Origin of the sequence: Algoriphagus persicinus (assembly GCF_035156415.1) — a bacterium.
Classification (GTDB): domain Bacteria; phylum Bacteroidota; class Bacteroidia; order Cytophagales; family Cyclobacteriaceae; genus Algoriphagus; species Algoriphagus persicinus.
The window spans coordinates 14,621-29,878 of sequence record NZ_JAYEEY010000023.1 but is presented as its reverse complement, the minus strand read 5'-3'; the positions used below and the strand labels follow the sequence as shown (position 1 = coordinate 29,878).

At 40.8% G+C, this 15,258-nt stretch carries 15 protein-coding genes and 1 pseudogene; 3 read left to right on the top strand and 13 right to left on the bottom strand.

What is annotated here, in order from left to right; translation table 11 throughout:
* Positions 1 to 203: 203 nt before the first annotated feature.
* From U3A58_RS16670 to U3A58_RS16615, 12 genes and pseudogenes are all read right to left on the bottom strand, one after another.
* Positions 204 to 1,391, bottom strand: a pseudogene (locus tag U3A58_RS16670) (cation:proton antiporter).
* A gap of 1,760 nt (positions 1,392 to 3,151) precedes the next feature.
* Positions 3,152 to 3,295, bottom strand: coding sequence for a transposase domain-containing protein (locus U3A58_RS16665; protein WP_323825406.1), 144 nt, complete (start codon positions 3,293 to 3,295; stop codon positions 3,152 to 3,154).
* Positions 3,264 to 3,614: a hypothetical protein gene (locus U3A58_RS16660; RefSeq protein WP_323825412.1), complete on the bottom strand. Its 351-nt coding sequence runs from the start codon at positions 3,612 to 3,614 to the stop codon at positions 3,264 to 3,266. The genes U3A58_RS16665 and U3A58_RS16660 overlap by 32 nt, the downstream gene beginning before the upstream one ends.
* Before the next feature lie 114 nt (positions 3,615 to 3,728).
* Positions 3,729 to 4,310, bottom strand: coding sequence for an IS66 family transposase (locus U3A58_RS16655; RefSeq protein ID WP_323825314.1), 582 nt, complete (start codon positions 4,308 to 4,310; stop codon positions 3,729 to 3,731).
* Positions 4,311 to 4,351: 41 nt separating this feature from the next.
* Positions 4,352 to 5,734 carry a tRNA uridine-5-carboxymethylaminomethyl(34) synthesis GTPase MnmE gene (gene mnmE, locus U3A58_RS16650; RefSeq protein ID WP_323825312.1) on the bottom strand — a complete coding sequence of 461 codons (1,383 nt, stop codon included), beginning with the start codon at positions 5,732 to 5,734 and terminating at the stop codon, positions 4,352 to 4,354.
* Positions 5,731 to 6,183 (bottom strand): thioredoxin family protein, encoded by a 453-nt coding sequence (locus U3A58_RS16645; RefSeq protein ID WP_323825310.1) that lies wholly within the window; start codon positions 6,181 to 6,183, stop codon positions 5,731 to 5,733. The genes mnmE and U3A58_RS16645 overlap by 4 nt, the downstream gene beginning before the upstream one ends.
* Before the next feature lie 89 nt (positions 6,184 to 6,272).
* Positions 6,273 to 7,169, bottom strand: a complete 897-nt coding sequence (locus tag U3A58_RS16640) for a metal ABC transporter permease (protein ID WP_323825308.1) — start codon at positions 7,167 to 7,169, stop codon at positions 6,273 to 6,275.
* Positions 7,159 to 8,451, bottom strand: coding sequence for a metal ABC transporter permease (locus U3A58_RS16635; protein ID WP_323825306.1), 1,293 nt, complete (start codon positions 8,449 to 8,451; stop codon positions 7,159 to 7,161). Before U3A58_RS16635 ends, U3A58_RS16640 begins: the two co-directional genes overlap by 11 nt.
* A gap of 1 nt (position 8,452) precedes the next feature.
* Positions 8,453 to 9,241, bottom strand: coding sequence for a metal ABC transporter ATP-binding protein (locus U3A58_RS16630; RefSeq protein ID WP_323825304.1), 789 nt, complete (start codon positions 9,239 to 9,241; stop codon positions 8,453 to 8,455).
* A complete protein-coding gene (locus U3A58_RS16625; protein ID WP_323825302.1) occupies positions 9,238 to 10,152 on the bottom strand; it encodes a metal ABC transporter solute-binding protein, Zn/Mn family in 915 nt (304 codons plus the stop codon). The genes U3A58_RS16630 and U3A58_RS16625 overlap by 4 nt, the downstream gene beginning before the upstream one ends.
* Positions 10,149 to 10,814 carry a metal-dependent transcriptional regulator gene (locus U3A58_RS16620; protein ID WP_323825404.1) on the bottom strand — a complete coding sequence of 222 codons (666 nt, stop codon included), beginning with the start codon at positions 10,812 to 10,814 and terminating at the stop codon, positions 10,149 to 10,151. Before U3A58_RS16620 ends, U3A58_RS16625 begins: the two co-directional genes overlap by 4 nt.
* A gap of 311 nt (positions 10,815 to 11,125) precedes the next feature.
* Positions 11,126 to 12,247 carry a glycosyltransferase family protein gene (locus tag U3A58_RS16615; RefSeq protein WP_323825300.1) on the bottom strand — a complete coding sequence of 374 codons (1,122 nt, stop codon included), beginning with the start codon at positions 12,245 to 12,247 and terminating at the stop codon, positions 11,126 to 11,128.
* A gap of 21 nt (positions 12,248 to 12,268) precedes the next feature.
* Between U3A58_RS16615 and U3A58_RS16610 the strand changes: the two genes are divergently transcribed.
* Positions 12,269 to 13,084 carry a 2,3,4,5-tetrahydropyridine-2,6-dicarboxylate N-succinyltransferase gene (locus U3A58_RS16610; protein ID WP_323825298.1) on the top strand — a complete coding sequence of 272 codons (816 nt, stop codon included), beginning with the start codon at positions 12,269 to 12,271 and terminating at the stop codon, positions 13,082 to 13,084.
* Between the two features lie 10 nt (positions 13,085 to 13,094).
* Entirely contained in the window at positions 13,095 to 13,697 is a 603-nt protein-coding gene (locus U3A58_RS16605; RefSeq protein ID WP_323825296.1) for a tetratricopeptide repeat protein, read from the top strand.
* A gap of 188 nt (positions 13,698 to 13,885) precedes the next feature.
* On the opposite strand, the gene U3A58_RS16600 is transcribed toward U3A58_RS16605, so the two are convergent.
* Positions 13,886 to 14,479, bottom strand: a complete 594-nt coding sequence (locus U3A58_RS16600) for a tetratricopeptide repeat protein (RefSeq protein WP_323825294.1) — start codon at positions 14,477 to 14,479, stop codon at positions 13,886 to 13,888.
* A gap of 327 nt (positions 14,480 to 14,806) precedes the next feature.
* On the opposite strand from U3A58_RS16600, the gene U3A58_RS16595 reads away from it, so the two are divergent.
* On the top strand, positions 14,807 to 15,214 hold the full coding sequence (locus U3A58_RS16595) for a DUF4332 domain-containing protein (RefSeq protein WP_323825292.1): 408 nt from the start codon (positions 14,807 to 14,809) through the stop codon (positions 15,212 to 15,214).
* The last annotated feature ends 44 nt before the right edge of the window (positions 15,215 to 15,258 follow it).

Here is a 15,258-nt window from a genome sequence, read left to right as displayed (position 1 = left end):
TCAGGATTTTTTAAATGGAGGTTAAGTTCATGCTCACCAATGAAAAAGAAGTTGGGTTGGGGCAGAGTTTTCATAGCAAGTTGCTAGTGATTCGACTTACCCTAATTTAAAAAGAATATGGTGACAATTCAGTTGATTATCAGGGAAATATAGAATGATGTCTAAAGGAAAATTTCTATGTGAAGAAGGAATTTGGTTCATTCTTATTTGGCGATATTAGTTTTCTTATTCAAAAATCTTATTGCTGGCGCGGCTGTAAGGCCATAAATCAGTATTGACAGGGCTATGGAGAATGTGACAATTGACCATAGTTCATCTTCAGATTCAAAAGCTATTTCATTTAGAGCAAAAGAAAGGTAAAACAGGGAGCCCATCCCGCGAATCCCAAAAAAGCTGATTATAAACTTTTCCCTGCGATGAAGATTGGTTCCAAGCAAACTAAGATAGGCAAATAGGGGGCGGATAAGCAGTAAAAACGCCAAAGAGAAGAGCACCATTTTCCAGGTTAGAGAGTCCAGAATCCCCTGGACGATTGCCCCACCTAACAACAACAAAAGTACGGCAACAAACATTTTTTCAATCTGTTCTGAAAAAAAGTGCATTGATTTGTGATACTTATGCTCCTTTTCATAATGTCTAAGGGTGATTGCACACACGAAAACCGCAATAAAACCATATCCGTGTAGTAGTTCAGTAAGACCATATGCCAGCAAAGTCAAAGAAATAGCCAGAAATCCATCTAGGCTGTCCAACATTTTATATCTCTTCGAGAAATCAAATAAAATGTAGCCTATTGCTTTGCCCAAAATGTATCCCAGTACAATTCCCCCTATGATCTGATAGAGAAAATGGTAGGAAAACCAGTATAATATTGACGTATTTCCGCCAATGTTCATACTTGCGACTGTGATTGCGAGCCAGGTAAATGGAAAAGCCATGCCATCGTTAATCCCTGCTTCTGAGGTTAGTATAAATTAAGAGAAGGGATTGTTCTGGTCATTTGGCGGTCCCACCTGCACATCTGATGCTAACACAGGATCCGTCGGAGCCAAGGATGCACCTAGCAAAATTGCCGCTGCCAAATTTAAATCCAACATATAATATCCGAGTGCCACAGCCGCAGCTATGCATAATAGCATGGCAATGAAAACCAACCTCAAGGGAGATGTCCATTTCCAGATGGAGAAAGGAAGATCAATTTTAATTCCCGATCCCATCAATGAGATAATCACAATGAATTCAGTGAGATGAAGGATTGATGTGCCATTGTCTTTGGGAAGGGGACTTGGTAAATTTTCTGAAAAAAAAGTATAAAGCAAAAATCCCCCTATCAGGTAAAAAATAGCATAGGATATCCCTACTTTTTTAGAAAAAAGCGCTACCCAGGGCATAGCAAAAGTAGCTACCCCTATTACCACTAGTATAAACATAAATTTTTCCATTGCTCATTTACTAGATTGACTTCTGTCAAACATCAGGAGGCTCTACTGCCTATCCGAGCGAGTCATCGTGATTTTTTTTAAACAGATAGTTTTAGGGAGTTTTCAGTTAGGGTGTCGCAATACAGTTCTATCAAAATGGCAAATAACTAAAGTCCTTGATTTCAATTGGGGTTAGGGTCAAATGACTTCATTATTAGTAATAATTCAAGCAAGGCACATTTCTATTCGTCTCCTTCTTTCCAAAAGTGTTCATTTTGATGAGCTCCTTTGCCTTTTACTATACTATCCAACTTCTGTAACCTTATTGTTTTAATTACTTTCCAGACTTGATACTAACTGATAAGTATAGGAAAACTGCTTCACGGATATAAAACCTTTGCTGCTTCTAAAAATACCGATTCTGTAATTTACTATTGGATGATCAACTTGTAAAATACCAATTATTTACGATGGGAAAGTTCTGGATGGAAATGAGGAATGATTTACGCATTGTGCTCTAAGGAGTGGGAAAATAGAAATTTACCTGAGTTGGTGGGTTTTTCTTTCAAGAGCTGTTTGTTCCAAATAAGTGATTAACTCTTCTATTTTTCCGGAAAGGGATCTGGAATATACTTTTTTCCATTTACCGGATTGCAATTCAAGGTTCACAGAATTTAATTTACCCCACCAAATCATATTGATTTGTTGTACATTCCAGCTCTTCAGATCGGATTTCAGATTTATCACATCTTTTTTTAAAGGATGCCATATCGTTAACATATTTCCATTTATATGAATATTATTGCTGCTTTTAGAATTCGCTAGTAACACCGCTATAAGGATAAAAATGATAAAAACTGAAAACAAAAATATGAAAAGGAAATTCATTGGTGGTAACTTTGGTGGTTGGAACTACATAGAAATCCAATAATAATGCCATGGGCAGATTGAATTACTTATTCACGGAAAGACCTTTATAGAATTAAATAGTGTTTTTTTTCAGCCCAATCAAAAAACTTTGGAGTTAGGTCTATTTGCTAATTATCAATCCACTGAATTGTCCCTTATTTTAAAAATGAGATTTTTTTGGATAAAACAAGGAGCCCCATCGCTCTAAATATTTACTGGCCTATAATGTACACCTCGTAACCACAACCACAAACAGAGCAAATTTTTATATTATCTTTTTGTAATGAAACAAATCTTTTGGCTTCTGATGCTGAATTAAAAGGGCCTAAATATTCCCGATCATATCTTGATGGTATATCTGGACAATCTCTGTCATGTACTATAGATTGCTTGTCTAAACTTGGTGGCGAACATAAATAAAAGAATTTCATAACTGTATTATTGTTTTATAAAATAGATTTTCAATTTTCAAAACAATTTATACTCCAAAGAAAATAAATAGCTTTAACACCTAAATCAAGGCCTTAATACATTTAAACTTAATTTTTTCGGAAACTTTTTAATCAATTTGAGGAAAGAAAGTCGCATTGGCTTTTAAAGTAGCCATATTCGGAATACATGTGACCTAGGGGACCCAACGGATATAAATTGATATTTGGGTAGGAGAATCTGCAGGGTCGGTTATAGATGCCTACTCATCTTTAAAAGGTATTTCCCAAGAAAGTTAAAGCTCTGATTCTTAAGTCTAAACTTGCAGAGGTTTATTACTTCTAAAACAAAAGTATCCATCCGAGGAACCCATATGTTTTGGGTTAGGAATTTCAGAGAATCGGGTTAAGTCTGTGCTGCTTCCAGTTTGAGGGAAGAAGTTGGTGCAGATCTTTTTGCTTATGACTCTGTCTTCTTTCAAAAACATCCTTCAGCCATTCAAACTCATTGATTTTGTTCTTTTTGCAGCTGGCCATAAAGGAGTACATCCAAGTGGTGCAGGAAAGTAAAACTGGGATGGTTTTTGGAGCTTTTATTGTTCTCAAAATACCGCATCAGGGAATCATACCGATCATTTTTTATGGTCGTTCTTGATGGGAAAAGCTCTCTGAGCTCCTGCTCATTTATGGACAGTAATTCACCTGCTTGGTAGTCTGATGACAAAAGCCATGAAATATACTGGTTGATTATATTGCGGGATATACCCAGGGTCACGGCAATCTTTCTGTTGCTTAGACCGTCTCTGTGTAAACTGAAAATCTGTTTTATATCCATCGGATCAAGTACGTTGGCCATGTCGTTTTCTCTTTAAAACGACATGGTGATTGGTTACTTGACCTTTCAAAGTGGCACAAATCGGGCCGAAACAGTCCAACTCATCTGGCACAAAACGAACCGAAAACGACTCGTCTATAATGGCACAGTTTGAACCGAAAAAGGTGGCGCAATTAAACCGAAAAGGGTGGCACAAATCAAACCGTTATATCCACCGGCAGCCATTTCTGCTGCCTGATGTGATCCTGCAAACAAAAATGCCTTTCTCCCAACGGCAAGGGGGCATACCGCATTTTCTATCAGGTTGTTGTCTATCTCCATCTGGACATGGAGTTCGTACGCACTCAGTCCAGCCCATCTGGGCAATGTATAGTCAATGGCTTTTCCCATCGGACTCTGGGGTCTGTATCGGTATTGGTTCTCCTTGAGCCATTTCTCCAGCCTGTCCAGAACAGGACGTGCGTGTTTCTTTCTTTCCTCTGTCCGTTTCTCCCAGCCCAGTTCCTGTTCCCTCATCTCCTGTTCCAGCGCATACAGCAGCTGCATTTCATCCAGGATATTATTGGCCTGCTTCTCAACATCCCTGACCGCATCCATGAAATAACGGCGGGCATGGGCCATACAGTAAGTGAGCAGGATATTGGCATGGTTCGCATACAGTGATTCATAGACGATATAGCCATCGGTCTGGAGAATCCCCTTAAACCCGGCAAGCATTTCTTCGGGGCCGGCTGTTCTTCATCCTTCAATTTGCTTAATTACTTTCCGATACAGAAATTCCTAAAGATATTCTCCAGCAGATCGTCTGTGGTGATCTCTCCAGTTATTTCTCCTAGAAAATGAAGGGAGCGGCGGATGTCCATCGCCACAAAATCATTGGTCACTTCATTGTCCAGTCCACTCAGTATATCGAGTAAAGACTCACGGGTTTTTACCAGGGAATCGTAATGTCTCACATTGGTCACAATCGTATTTCCTGTTCTGAATTTGTCCAGATTGACAAGTTCTAGGATACGGACTTTCAGCCCTTCTAGATTCTCTTTATTGCCAGCTGATATAAAAATTGTGTCTGCATGCTTTGCTTTTAACTCACTAATCAACTGAGGGTTACCTTTGTCTACCTTATTCGCAACTTTTAGGAAAGGCACGCCTTGATTTTCAAGTTTATTGATGTCTCGATTGATCTCTACTAAATCTGTATCGCCCAAATCAAAGAGATACAAAATCAAAGAAGCTGTCTTCATTTTCTCCTGCGTTCTACTCACGCCAATTGCTTCAATGGTGTCTGTGGTTTCCCGTAATCCGGCTGTGTCTATAAAGCGGAAGATCACGCCTCCGATATTGATTTCATCTTCGATAAAATCGCGGGTGGTTCCGGCAATCTCAGATACGATTGCTTTTTCTTCATTGAGTAGGGCATTGAGTAGGGTGGACTTTCCTGCATTTGGCTTACCTGCGATTACCGTGGGCACGCCATTTTTGATCACATTTCCTAGATCAAAACTCAAGATCAATTCCTCTACCACTCTAAGCAAGCGCTCTACAAGTGTCCTCAATTCTTCCCGGCTGGCAAATTCCACATCCTCTTCACCGAAGTCCAATTCCAGTTCTATCATTGAAGCAAAATGAATTAATTTACTTCTAAGTACTTGTATTTCAGAGCTAAACCCACCTCTCATCTGACTGAGTGCTGCCTGATGGGACGTCTCGGAGTCTGCATGAATCAGATCTGCCACGGCCTCTGCCTGCGCCAGATCAAACTGTCCATTGAGGAAGGCTCGCTGTGTGAATTCACCTGGTTTTGCTGGGCGTGCTCCCTGGCGGATGAAAAGTTTGAGAACTTGGTTGATTATATAAGAAGAGCCATGTGTGGAGATTTCCACGACGTTTTCCTTGGTAAATGACCTAGGTGCTATAAATAGTGAAACCAGCACTTCATCAATGATTTTTTCCCCGTCTCGGATTGTCCCAAAGTGAATCGTGTGAGAATCCTGTTTTTCAAGATTTTTACCGAAGAAAACTTCATTGGTGAGGCTGATAGCCTGTTTTCCAGAAAGGCGAATCACTGCGATAGCGCCGACTCCCTGTGCTGTCGCCAATGCTATAATTGTGTCATTTTGATCGGAAAGAGAAAAACTCATTTTGCACCGATTCCATTATCAACTATCTGAGCTAAACCATCCAGAAATTCTGCAGGTTGCCTATATCCCGGTAGTTGGGTGATATTCTTTAATGTAGGGTCAATGATCACAAAGTTGGGGTAGGACTGCACACGCATAGCTGCGGCCATTTTTGCTTCGGTATAATCTTTTCCTTTGAAGTCAAATTTGCGTTTATCGTCTTCAGCGTTCATTTTAACAGCATAGAACTTCTCGTTTATGTATTTGATTACATCAGGATCAGTGAAAGTTTCCTTATCCATTTTCTTGCACCAGCCGCACCAATCCGTATAAACATCCACCAAAAGCATTTTGGGATTTGCTTCTGCAGCAGCTACCGCCTCTTCAAATTTCAGCCACGCTATTTTATCCTGCGCTTGCGCAAATTGAGTGGATAATAGAATTAAGCCTATTATTAGTATTTTTTTCATTTGTTTTTAACGGTCAGATGAAATCTCGCATTACGAATAATCATCCCTCTGGGTGATGCTTGCAACGATCGATTTCATGCTTCTAATTTTCAACTCTCCAACGGCTTGACTGATGTGGAAGTTCCGAAAGTGAAATTTGGATTGACGCTTTTGAATAAAGCACTACCTAAGAATACGAATCCTCCTACGGCAACCATCATTCCAGCAATAGAGCTATCCACCAAATATGCCATGTAATATCCAGCTATCGCAATAAAAATACCTAATGCACAGGTAAGTTTGATTAAGGAAGTTAGTTTTTTGGTCCAGAGAAAAGCAGTGGCGGGCGGGACGACCAGTAATGCCACTACCAAAATAGCACCTACTGCTTCGAAGCTGCTGACTGTCGTGTAAGAGACCATACTCATCAAAGCCAAGTTGATTGCTCCGGCAGGAAGACCTATTACTAAGCCAAAGTTTTCGTCGAAACTTGTAAGTTTTAACTCCTTGTATAATAGGAAGATAAACGTGATCACCAAAACTAAATTCAATACCGCAAGATAGGTGATTCTTGGCCCCATACTAAAGCCTGCATCAGTAATCCAAAGATCGATGGGTAGGTATGCAATCTCCCCATACAGCACACATTCCTGATCTAAATCTACTTTGTAGGCCAGCATATTTATCAGAATGATGCCGATAGCAAATAGCAGCGTAAATGTGATGCCTATAGATGCGTCTAGCTGAACCTTTGCCTTATTTTTCAGCCAATCAATAACTAGGGTAGCCAAAATCCCTAAAATACCCGCACCTATGATGACTTCCAATCCCCGCTGACTGCCCGATACAAAGAATCCTATGACTATCCCGGGTAGGACTGCATGCGATATGGCATCTCCAGTCATGGACATTTTGCGCAGCATCATAAATACGCCCAGCAGTCCACATGAAATGGAGATCAGGGAAGCAGTTAGAATAATCAGGAAGGCGTTTTGGTCAAAGCTCATCGTTGTCGCGGGGGATAGTCTCGTGGTGAGGATCGAGTTTAGGATAATTTAGCCTGTTCTCTAGCAACGCTTCGAGTTCAGGGGTAAGGATGTGTTCCAGTTTTTCGGCAGAATCATGTACGTGATCTGGAGCAATGTTCATGTATTCATTGAGGTAAAGTTCCCAGAGTCTGTGGAGTCTGACAATGCGTCTTGCCTCCGATTTCCCTTGAGAAGTAAAGTCTATAAAACCTTGATTATTAGTAAGTAAATTGGTTTTAATTAATTCATCAATCGTATCCTTAGTTTCGCTCTTTCTGTATGGAAAAGACTGATAGATTTCTTCTATCGGGAACGTGTTTTTACCGCTTTCCAATCCATGGAAAATCAATTTTAGTAGGTGGTCTTGATGCGTTTTTTTCAAATAAAACCTTCTTGCTATATAGCGTGAAAGCACTCCCTTCTTTGGTGCAAAAAGAAAGGAAATCAAAGCAAGAAGCGAAAGGCATACTACTACCCAAGGCCCTGTGGGCATCTGAGGAATCACAAAGGACACATAGGTGCCTATGATTCCTGATACAGCTGAAAAGGCACCTGCAATCAATAGAAGCTTCCCTAGTTTGTCTGTCCAGAATCTCGCTGCAGCTCCAGGAGTAATCAGCAAAGCTGCCATCAACACAACCCCTATAGCTTGGATGCCTATCACTACAGCCAAAATCATCAGTACATTAAAAACCAATCTAATCGCGCCCATAGGATAGCCAATTGACTTTCCAAAGTCAGTATTGAATACGAGCATTGAAAATTCCTTGCGAAAGGAAGTCAGCGTAATGATGATCAAAACAGCAAGACCTCCATAGATGTAAAGATCTTCCTCAAGAATAGCGATGGCATTTCCAAAAATGAACTGGTTTAGACCGGCCATTTCCGGATTACCGGATTTTTGAATGACTGTCAGAAGTACTACGCCAAAGCCAAAGAAAATGGACAGGATAGAAGCTATGATGGCATCATCACTTAATCGGGTTTTGCTTTTCAGCCAGGAAGTGAGAAAAGTAGCCAAAGCACCTGATAGAAAGGCTCCGGTGACGATATAAATAGGATTCTTTTCACCAGCAAGCATAAAACCTAGACAAATGCCTGGAAGGACTGCGTGTGAGATGGCATCCCCAAGCAAAGCTTTTTTGTCAAGAAAACTGTACGTTCCCACATAAGCGGAACCTATGCCTAAGAGCGTAATGCCGATCACCACAAAGGCAATGGAAGCATCCTGAAATGTGAAGAAATAGACGAAGTCACTCATATCAGCTCTTTAATGGATTAAAGTCCTTTTGTCTAATGATATCAGTCACCTTGGTAAGAAGATTAAGCTTTCCTCCGTAGGTTTTCCGAAGAAGTTCTTCGGTCACTACATCGGTTTTCGGTCCGGATGCTACTAAATGGAGGTTGAGCATAATGATCCAGTCAAAGTAATTCATGGCAGAATGTATGTCATGATGCACCACTATCACCGTCTTACCAGCGGCTGTCATTTCTTGTAAAAGCTGGAAGATTGCAGTTTCCGTAGCCATGTCCACTCCTGCAAATGGCTCGTCCATCAAATACAAATCAGCCTCCTGAGCAAGAGCTCTTGCGATGAATACCCGCTGCTGCTGACCTCCGGAAAGCTCGGATATTTGTCGATCTATGAAGGATTGCATGCCTACTTTATCCAAACAATCCATGGCAATTTTCTTCTCCTTTTTGCCAGGCCTTCGGAAAAGCCCAAGCTTGCCATAAGTTCCCATCATCACTACATCGAGTACTGATGCCGGGAAATTCCAATCCACAGATTCTCGCTGCGGGACGTAACTGATTCGGCTTCTTACATCGTTTAACTCTCGGTCAAAAAGCTTGACATAACCTCCGGTAATGGGTACTAATCCCATGATTGCCTTGATCAGCGTTGACTTTCCAGCGCCATTTGGGCCCAGTATTCCTATCAACTTTCCGGCAGGTAAGCTCAAATCCACATTCCAGAGAACTGGACTTTGATCGTAACTGACTGTGAGGTCGTGTATTTCTAAAATAGGGGAATCTACGTTTATGATCATTGTGTTAGGCTTTCAAAAATTACTTGAACATTGGTTTTTACCATTCCTATATAGGTACCGGCAAGAGAGTCTGCTGCGCCTAGACTATCGGTATATAGTGGCCCGGCTAATATGATTTCATGGTTCTGATTGGCGCAGCCAGCGACTACAGCTTCTATCGCTTTGGGAGAAATAGTCTGCTCAGCAAAGACTGCGTGAATATTTCGCTCTATGATGAAACTCACCAATCCTGTCAAATCCCTCAGGCCTGGCTCACTCAGTGTGGACAAACCCTGAAGACCTAAAACTTCCAGATTATATGCTCTCCCAAAATAAGAAAATGCATCATGGGCAGTGATTAAAGCCTGATTAGCTTTTCGCAGCTCAGCCACCTTGGTAAGATTATCTTCGTGCAAAGCTGCGAGTTTGCTAAGATATGAATCTGTGTTTTTATGTATAGCTGATTTCCAAGCTGGCTGCCATTTAATGATTTCCTCTGAGGCATGTGCCAATGCCATTGACCAAAGCGATACGTCAAACCAGATGTGGGGATCTACAGAGTGCGCTTCAGGTCCGGTTCTTAGGAGTAAGTCAGGAGGAATGTTTTCTGAGACATTAATTAGATTTTGACTGAATGCCAGTTTCTCAAAAATCTCCGTCATTTTTCCTTCCAGGAAAAGTCCGTGGTAAATGACCAGGTCTGCATTTTGGAGGAGGTCAAGATCACGGACAGATGCTTTATATAAATGCGGATCTACACCTGCTGGCATAAGGGAAACTACTTCCGCATTTTCCCCAACGAGGTTCCTAAGCCCATCTGCCAAGATGCTGGTAGTGGCTACGATTCTTGGCTTCTTTCTTTCTTTTGGATTGTCAAATTTACAGGCAAAAGAGAGTAGAAGCAGGGGTACTATCACTAGGATTTTTTTCATGACTGAATTGCCAAAATATTAGCCGCGACATCCTTGGACATAAAGAGGGTTTTCTTCTGATCTACGAGAATTTCCATCGATCCATCAAACTCCACTTTGTCCAACACTTTGATTCTTGCTCCTATGTAAGCACCTACTTTATCGAGGTATTTGAGGAAGGCCGCAGAGCTGTCCTTCACTGCTACGATCTGCCCCGATTGATCTATGTCCATTTCGATAAGTGCAAGCCTGGGTCTAGCTCTTACATCCCCATATTCATCTGGAATCGGATCGCCGTGCGGATCAAATTTCGGGTAGTTCAAATACGCATCCAGGCGCTGGATAAGCAGGGGGGATTGTATATGCTCTAGCTCCTCCGCGACCTCGTGTACTTCGTCCCAGGCGAACTGCAATTTGTCCACCAAAAACACTTCCCAAAGTCTATGTTTTCGGATGGTCTGCAGGGCTCTTTTTTTGCCTTCTTCGGTGATATTGACACCATAGTATTTGCGGTATTCGATTACCTCTTTATCGCCCAGTTTTCTAAGCATATCAGATACAGATGCAGGCTTGGTTTTCATCTCTGCAGCTACATCATTGGTGGACACACTTTTGGTTCCCCCGTCCGATAGGTGATAGATGGCTTTGAGATAATTCTCCTCAGCTGTAGTTAAAGTCATGATGTTTCAAATTGTACTGATACAAATATAAAAGTTAATTTAGATATAGCTAAAAATATATTCAATAGTGACTAAATCGACTGTGGATAACCCGTTTTCAAATGTGTTTAGAGTTTTAGTCTTGACTAAATATAAAATTAGCCTTTGGGTAAAACAAATATAAAGTATTGATTTTTAGTTATTTAAAAAGAGGTAAATATTGATTTGGCTTATTATAATGTGAGATTATGCCAGTTTCCATTTCATAGAAATTGGTGTTAAAAATAGGATGTAGGTGGATAAGTGTGGATAGTAATCCACATCCAGCTTAGGAGTTAAAGAGAAGAGATTGCTCTGATGAACTGTTCGTACTGAGATTTCCACAGGACGGAAGTATCAGGATTATTGGAAAAGTATTCTTGGTTTAGCGCAGTCTTAAATTGAAGGGAAGCATTTTGCAAATCGAAAAAGTCTATAGGAAATCCTCCGGAAAATGGAGCTAAAAAATCTAGCCATTTAGGATTACCACCAATCAAAACAGGTACTCCCAGCGCTGCAGATTCGAAGAGCTTAGTAGGCATTTTATCCTTGATGGCTTCCCTATTTTGGTAGGGTAAAATTGCAAAGTCTATCCCTGAGTATTCAGCTATAATTTCTTCATGAGACACTGGGAAATCCGATGATTTCAACTGAATTTGAGGTATAGTATCACAGGCTTTTTGAAGCTCAATTCCATAGCTAGGTAGGGTACAATGCCCAATAATTTTAAGCGAAGATCCGGGAAATTCTTGTACGATTTCCTTAAACCAGCAGACTGCTTCGAGTGTGCCAAAGGCGGGAGTAAGTGTCCCCGAAATCAAAAAATTATAGCCGCCTTTTTGTGGAATTATGAATGATGAAATTGGCTTTATTTCTCCAGCAAATTTATTCTCCAAAATCAAAAATGGCGCTTTATCCGGCATTTCTTTAGCGTAGTTTTTCTCGGCAAGCAGGAATAAATCGATTCCCGGTACTCTTTCCATTCGCCTTATTATCCATCCGAATTTTGCTTTTTTAAAGGCACTTAACTTAGGATTAAGATCTAGGTTTTTGACATAGTTTTCCTGTACATCATATACCAATTTGTATCCCAATATCCTCTTGAAAAATGACGCAATTGGAAGGTATTCATAGGTGCAAACAATGAGAATTTTGGGTGAGACTTTTAAAAGTATTTTAGCAAATTTTAGCTGTGAGAATAATCTTGCCCAAGTTGAGTGAATCTCTGTAAGAGATGTGAAATAGTTTTCATCTTCGCAATTTTCTGTGGGGAATTGTGAAAATCCCATAAAATTTAGGTGATATATCCCTGTTTTTCGCAGGGAAAGACCAAGCTTTCCCCAAGCTCTTGTATCTTTGGCGGGCTTAAGGCTTGATGCGATTAAGACTGGAATTAGGGAAGCTGATTTTTCACTCATTAAACGAAACTAACCAAAATAATGGAACTGAAAACAATCATTGAAAAGGCCTGGGACAACCGGGAATTATTAAAAGAAGAAACAACACAACAAGCAATTAGAGCTGTAATAGCCGATCTGGATGCAGGTGTAATTCGTGTAGCCGAGCCTACCGAAGAAGGCAAATGGAAGGTAAATGACTGGGTGAAAAAGGCAGTTATTCTCTATTTCCCAATACAGAAAATGGAAACAATCGAGGTGGGTCCTTTTGAATTCCATGATAAAATGGCTCTTAAAACTAACTACGCAGAAAAAGGTGTCCGTGTAGTTCCTCACGCTGTCGCTCGATATGGAGCCTATCTAGCCTCTGGAGTGGTGATGATGCCAAGCTATGTTAATATAGGTGCCTACGTGGACGGTGGCACGATGGTTGACACTTGGGCTACTGTCGGATCCTGTGCGCAGATCGGCAAAAATGTTCATTTGAGTGGTGGAGTAGGCATTGGAGGTGTTTTGGAGCCTATTCAGGCAGCACCGGTTATTATTGAAGACGGTGCTTTTATTGGTTCTAGAGCCATCATCGTAGAGGGTGTGAGAATCGGTAAGCAAGCCGTAATTGGGGCTGGCGTTACTTTGACTGCTAGCTCAAAAATCATAGATGTCACTGGGCCTGAGCCTATAGAATACAAGGGTTATGTGCCTGAGCGTTCTGTAGTCATTCCGGGTTCTATCGCCAAAACTTTCCCCGCAGGTACTTTCCAAGTCCCTTGTGCTTTGATAATCGGTCAAAGAAAAGCCTCTACAGACCTCAAAACATCACTTAATGATGCGCTCCGAGATAATAGTGTAGCAGTTTAAATCAACAATAATGAAAACGAGTAAGCGAGCGATAATAGCTCTTTTTATTTCTGTTTCCCTGTGGTCTTGTTCGGAAAAGAAGACGAGTACTGGAGATGCATATTTCAACCAAGGAGAATATGATAAAGCAGCTAATGAGTATTCTGAAGATTTGAAATTCAAGCCAAATGATGTTAGAATGCTTTATAATAGAGGCCGGGCATATGAGGAACAGGGTAATTTCGAGGAAGCAAAGAATGACTTTGAAAAGGCACTGGAAGTAGAGCCGAATAACTTTCAGGTGTTACTTAGCCTTGCGAATGTGCATTACAATCAAAAGAACTACACCAATGCCTTGCTATATTCTGATCAAGCAGCTGAAATCCCAGGTGCTCCTGCCATGGCTTCTTTTATGAAAGGGCGCGCTTTGCACCAGCTGGGCAAAACCGATGAAGCTTTGAAAGCTTACGGAAATGCCATTGCAGTTGATAAGGAATTTGGACAAGCATACTTTAATAGAGGCTTGTTAAAAATTGCCTTGAAAAGGGTGAAAGGGGCGTGTGAGGATTTTCAACTCGCATCGGCTCTGGATTATCCCGGAGCAAAAGAAGCCTATTCTAACTACTGTCATTAATATAAAACCGGCTTCGGCCGGTTTTTTTATGACGTTTTTTTAAACTGAAAACACTGAGGTTACTGCAGAATTCACTCAGCAGTGTTATCCTGCTTTTCCACTAGCTGGATATATTTCCCATTTAAGTTGCCTAAAACTGCGACTGATCACCGTGACTGAAAACTAATAATCAACAAGCCCCTTAGTGTTTAATGCTCATGTGGTCCTTCCTCGTGATCACAGATATTCTCTGAGCTTAACTTCCCGCTACCGTTGCAGGTTCTGCATGAGCTTACTTCTTTTAAACTTCCTTCACAAACTGGACAGGTCAGTCTTCCTTTACCGGCACATCTCTCACATTCGAAGTATTCGACTATTTTGAAAATATTCATCTTTGTGATCATCCCAGATCCACTGCATCGACTACATCCCACTACACCTTTGGCTTTGCAATACTGGCAATCTTGCTCAATCTGTCTCTTTCCTTCGCAGGTAAAACAAGTCTTATATCGATAGCCACGGCGGTCGCAAAGCTGGCATTCTTGAATTTCTTTTAGTGGAGTTTCCAATCGATGCTGGAGTTCCTGAGCTCCTGCATAATGACCGCCTGTAAATCCAGTTAACTCAAGATATTTATTCAGGAAATTGGCTGAATTGTCATATTGCCTGAGTTGGAAAAGAGTTTCAGCGAATAGATAGGGCATTTCCTCAGGTAGAGGCTGACCTGAATCGATGAGATTTCTGAAAATGGAATTGGCAGTTTCATAGTCATTTCTCTCAATTGCTGCCTTTGCGCCTTTCATCCAATGATCGGTTTGCCCCAGGTTTGGACCTAGTTGAGCCAGCGAAACCTGGCTATATGCTAGCGTAAAAAGTATGCAGAATAAGATAGAGTGGAGGTGAAGTCTAAAGCTCACGGATATAATGTTTGTCTAGAGAAGCAATAAAGGTAGAAGTTTCTTTAACGTAAAGTTAATGTTTCCAAAAGTTCAAATTTGTCACGCAAAGAGTGAAAAGGATCTTAGAAGTTAAAAATTGTCTTTATTTTAGGAATAAATTCTAGTCAAAGCTCATTCATTCTTTGTGCCATTAACATGAATTTTTAGTCACTTTACTTTAAACTTAGAAAGATGGGTAAATCAATCACACTGATCGAGAGCATCGGTCCTGCTATGAAAGAGAAACTAGTGGCAGCTGGCATATCCTCCGTAGAAAGTCTATTGGAAAAAGGAGCATCTAAAGCCGGAAGAAAGGCTATCGCCGAAGCATCAGGATTGGATGAAAGTAAAATTCTGGTGTGGGTAAATATGGCCGACCTATTTAGAATTAACGGAGTTGCAAGCCAATTCGCAGAACTTCTCAAAGCTGCTGGTGTTGATACATTAAAGGAATTAAGAACCAGAAATGCTGAGAATCTTTACACCGCTTTAGTAAAAACCCATGAAGAAAAAGGATTGACAAGAGCTATTCCTGCAGCATCTAAAGTAGCAGACTTTATCGAGCAGGCTAAGGCACTTGAGCCAATGGTAACTCATTGATAAAATTCATATACCTTTTTATTGAAAAACCTTTTGCAGATGGC

What these genes read in the sequence shown, in the direction of transcription:
- U3A58_RS16640 (WP_323825308.1), bottom strand. Translation starts at nt 7,169, where the DNA reads ATGAGCTTTGACCAAAACGCCTTCCTGATTATTCTAACTGCTTCCCTG.
- U3A58_RS16605 (WP_323825296.1), top strand. Translation starts at nt 13,095, where the DNA reads ATGAAAACGAGTAAGCGAGCGATAATAGCTCTTTTTATTTCTGTTTCC.
- U3A58_RS16635 (WP_323825306.1), bottom strand. Translation starts at nt 8,451, where the DNA reads ATGAGTGACTTCGTCTATTTCTTCACATTTCAGGATGCTTCCATTGCC.
- U3A58_RS16665 (WP_323825406.1), bottom strand. Translation starts at nt 3,295, where the DNA reads ATGGCCAGCTGCAAAAAGAACAAAATCAATGAGTTTGAATGGCTGAAG.
- U3A58_RS16610 (WP_323825298.1), top strand. Translation starts at nt 12,269, where the DNA reads ATGGAACTGAAAACAATCATTGAAAAGGCCTGGGACAACCGGGAATTA.
- mnmE (WP_323825312.1), bottom strand. Translation starts at nt 5,734, where the DNA reads ATGAGTTTTTCTCTTTCCGATCAAAATGACACAATTATAGCATTGGCG.
- U3A58_RS16630 (WP_323825304.1), bottom strand. Translation starts at nt 9,241, where the DNA reads ATGATCATAAACGTAGATTCCCCTATTTTAGAAATACACGACCTCACA.
- U3A58_RS16660 (WP_323825412.1), bottom strand. Translation starts at nt 3,614, where the DNA reads ATGGCCAACGTACTTGATCCGATGGATATAAAACAGATTTTCAGTTTA.
- U3A58_RS16600 (WP_323825294.1), bottom strand. Translation starts at nt 14,479, where the DNA reads ATGAAAGGCGCAAAGGCAGCAATTGAGAGAAATGACTATGAAACTGCC.
- U3A58_RS16615 (WP_323825300.1), bottom strand. Translation starts at nt 12,247, where the DNA reads ATGAGTGAAAAATCAGCTTCCCTAATTCCAGTCTTAATCGCATCAAGC.
- U3A58_RS16645 (WP_323825310.1), bottom strand. Translation starts at nt 6,183, where the DNA reads ATGAAAAAAATACTAATAATAGGCTTAATTCTATTATCCACTCAATTT.
- U3A58_RS16625 (WP_323825302.1), bottom strand. Translation starts at nt 10,152, where the DNA reads ATGAAAAAAATCCTAGTGATAGTACCCCTGCTTCTACTCTCTTTTGCC.
- U3A58_RS16655 (WP_323825314.1), bottom strand. Translation starts at nt 4,310, where the DNA reads ATGCTTGCCGGGTTTAAGGGGATTCTCCAGACCGATGGCTATATCGTC.
- U3A58_RS16595 (WP_323825292.1), top strand. Translation starts at nt 14,807, where the DNA reads ATGGGTAAATCAATCACACTGATCGAGAGCATCGGTCCTGCTATGAAA.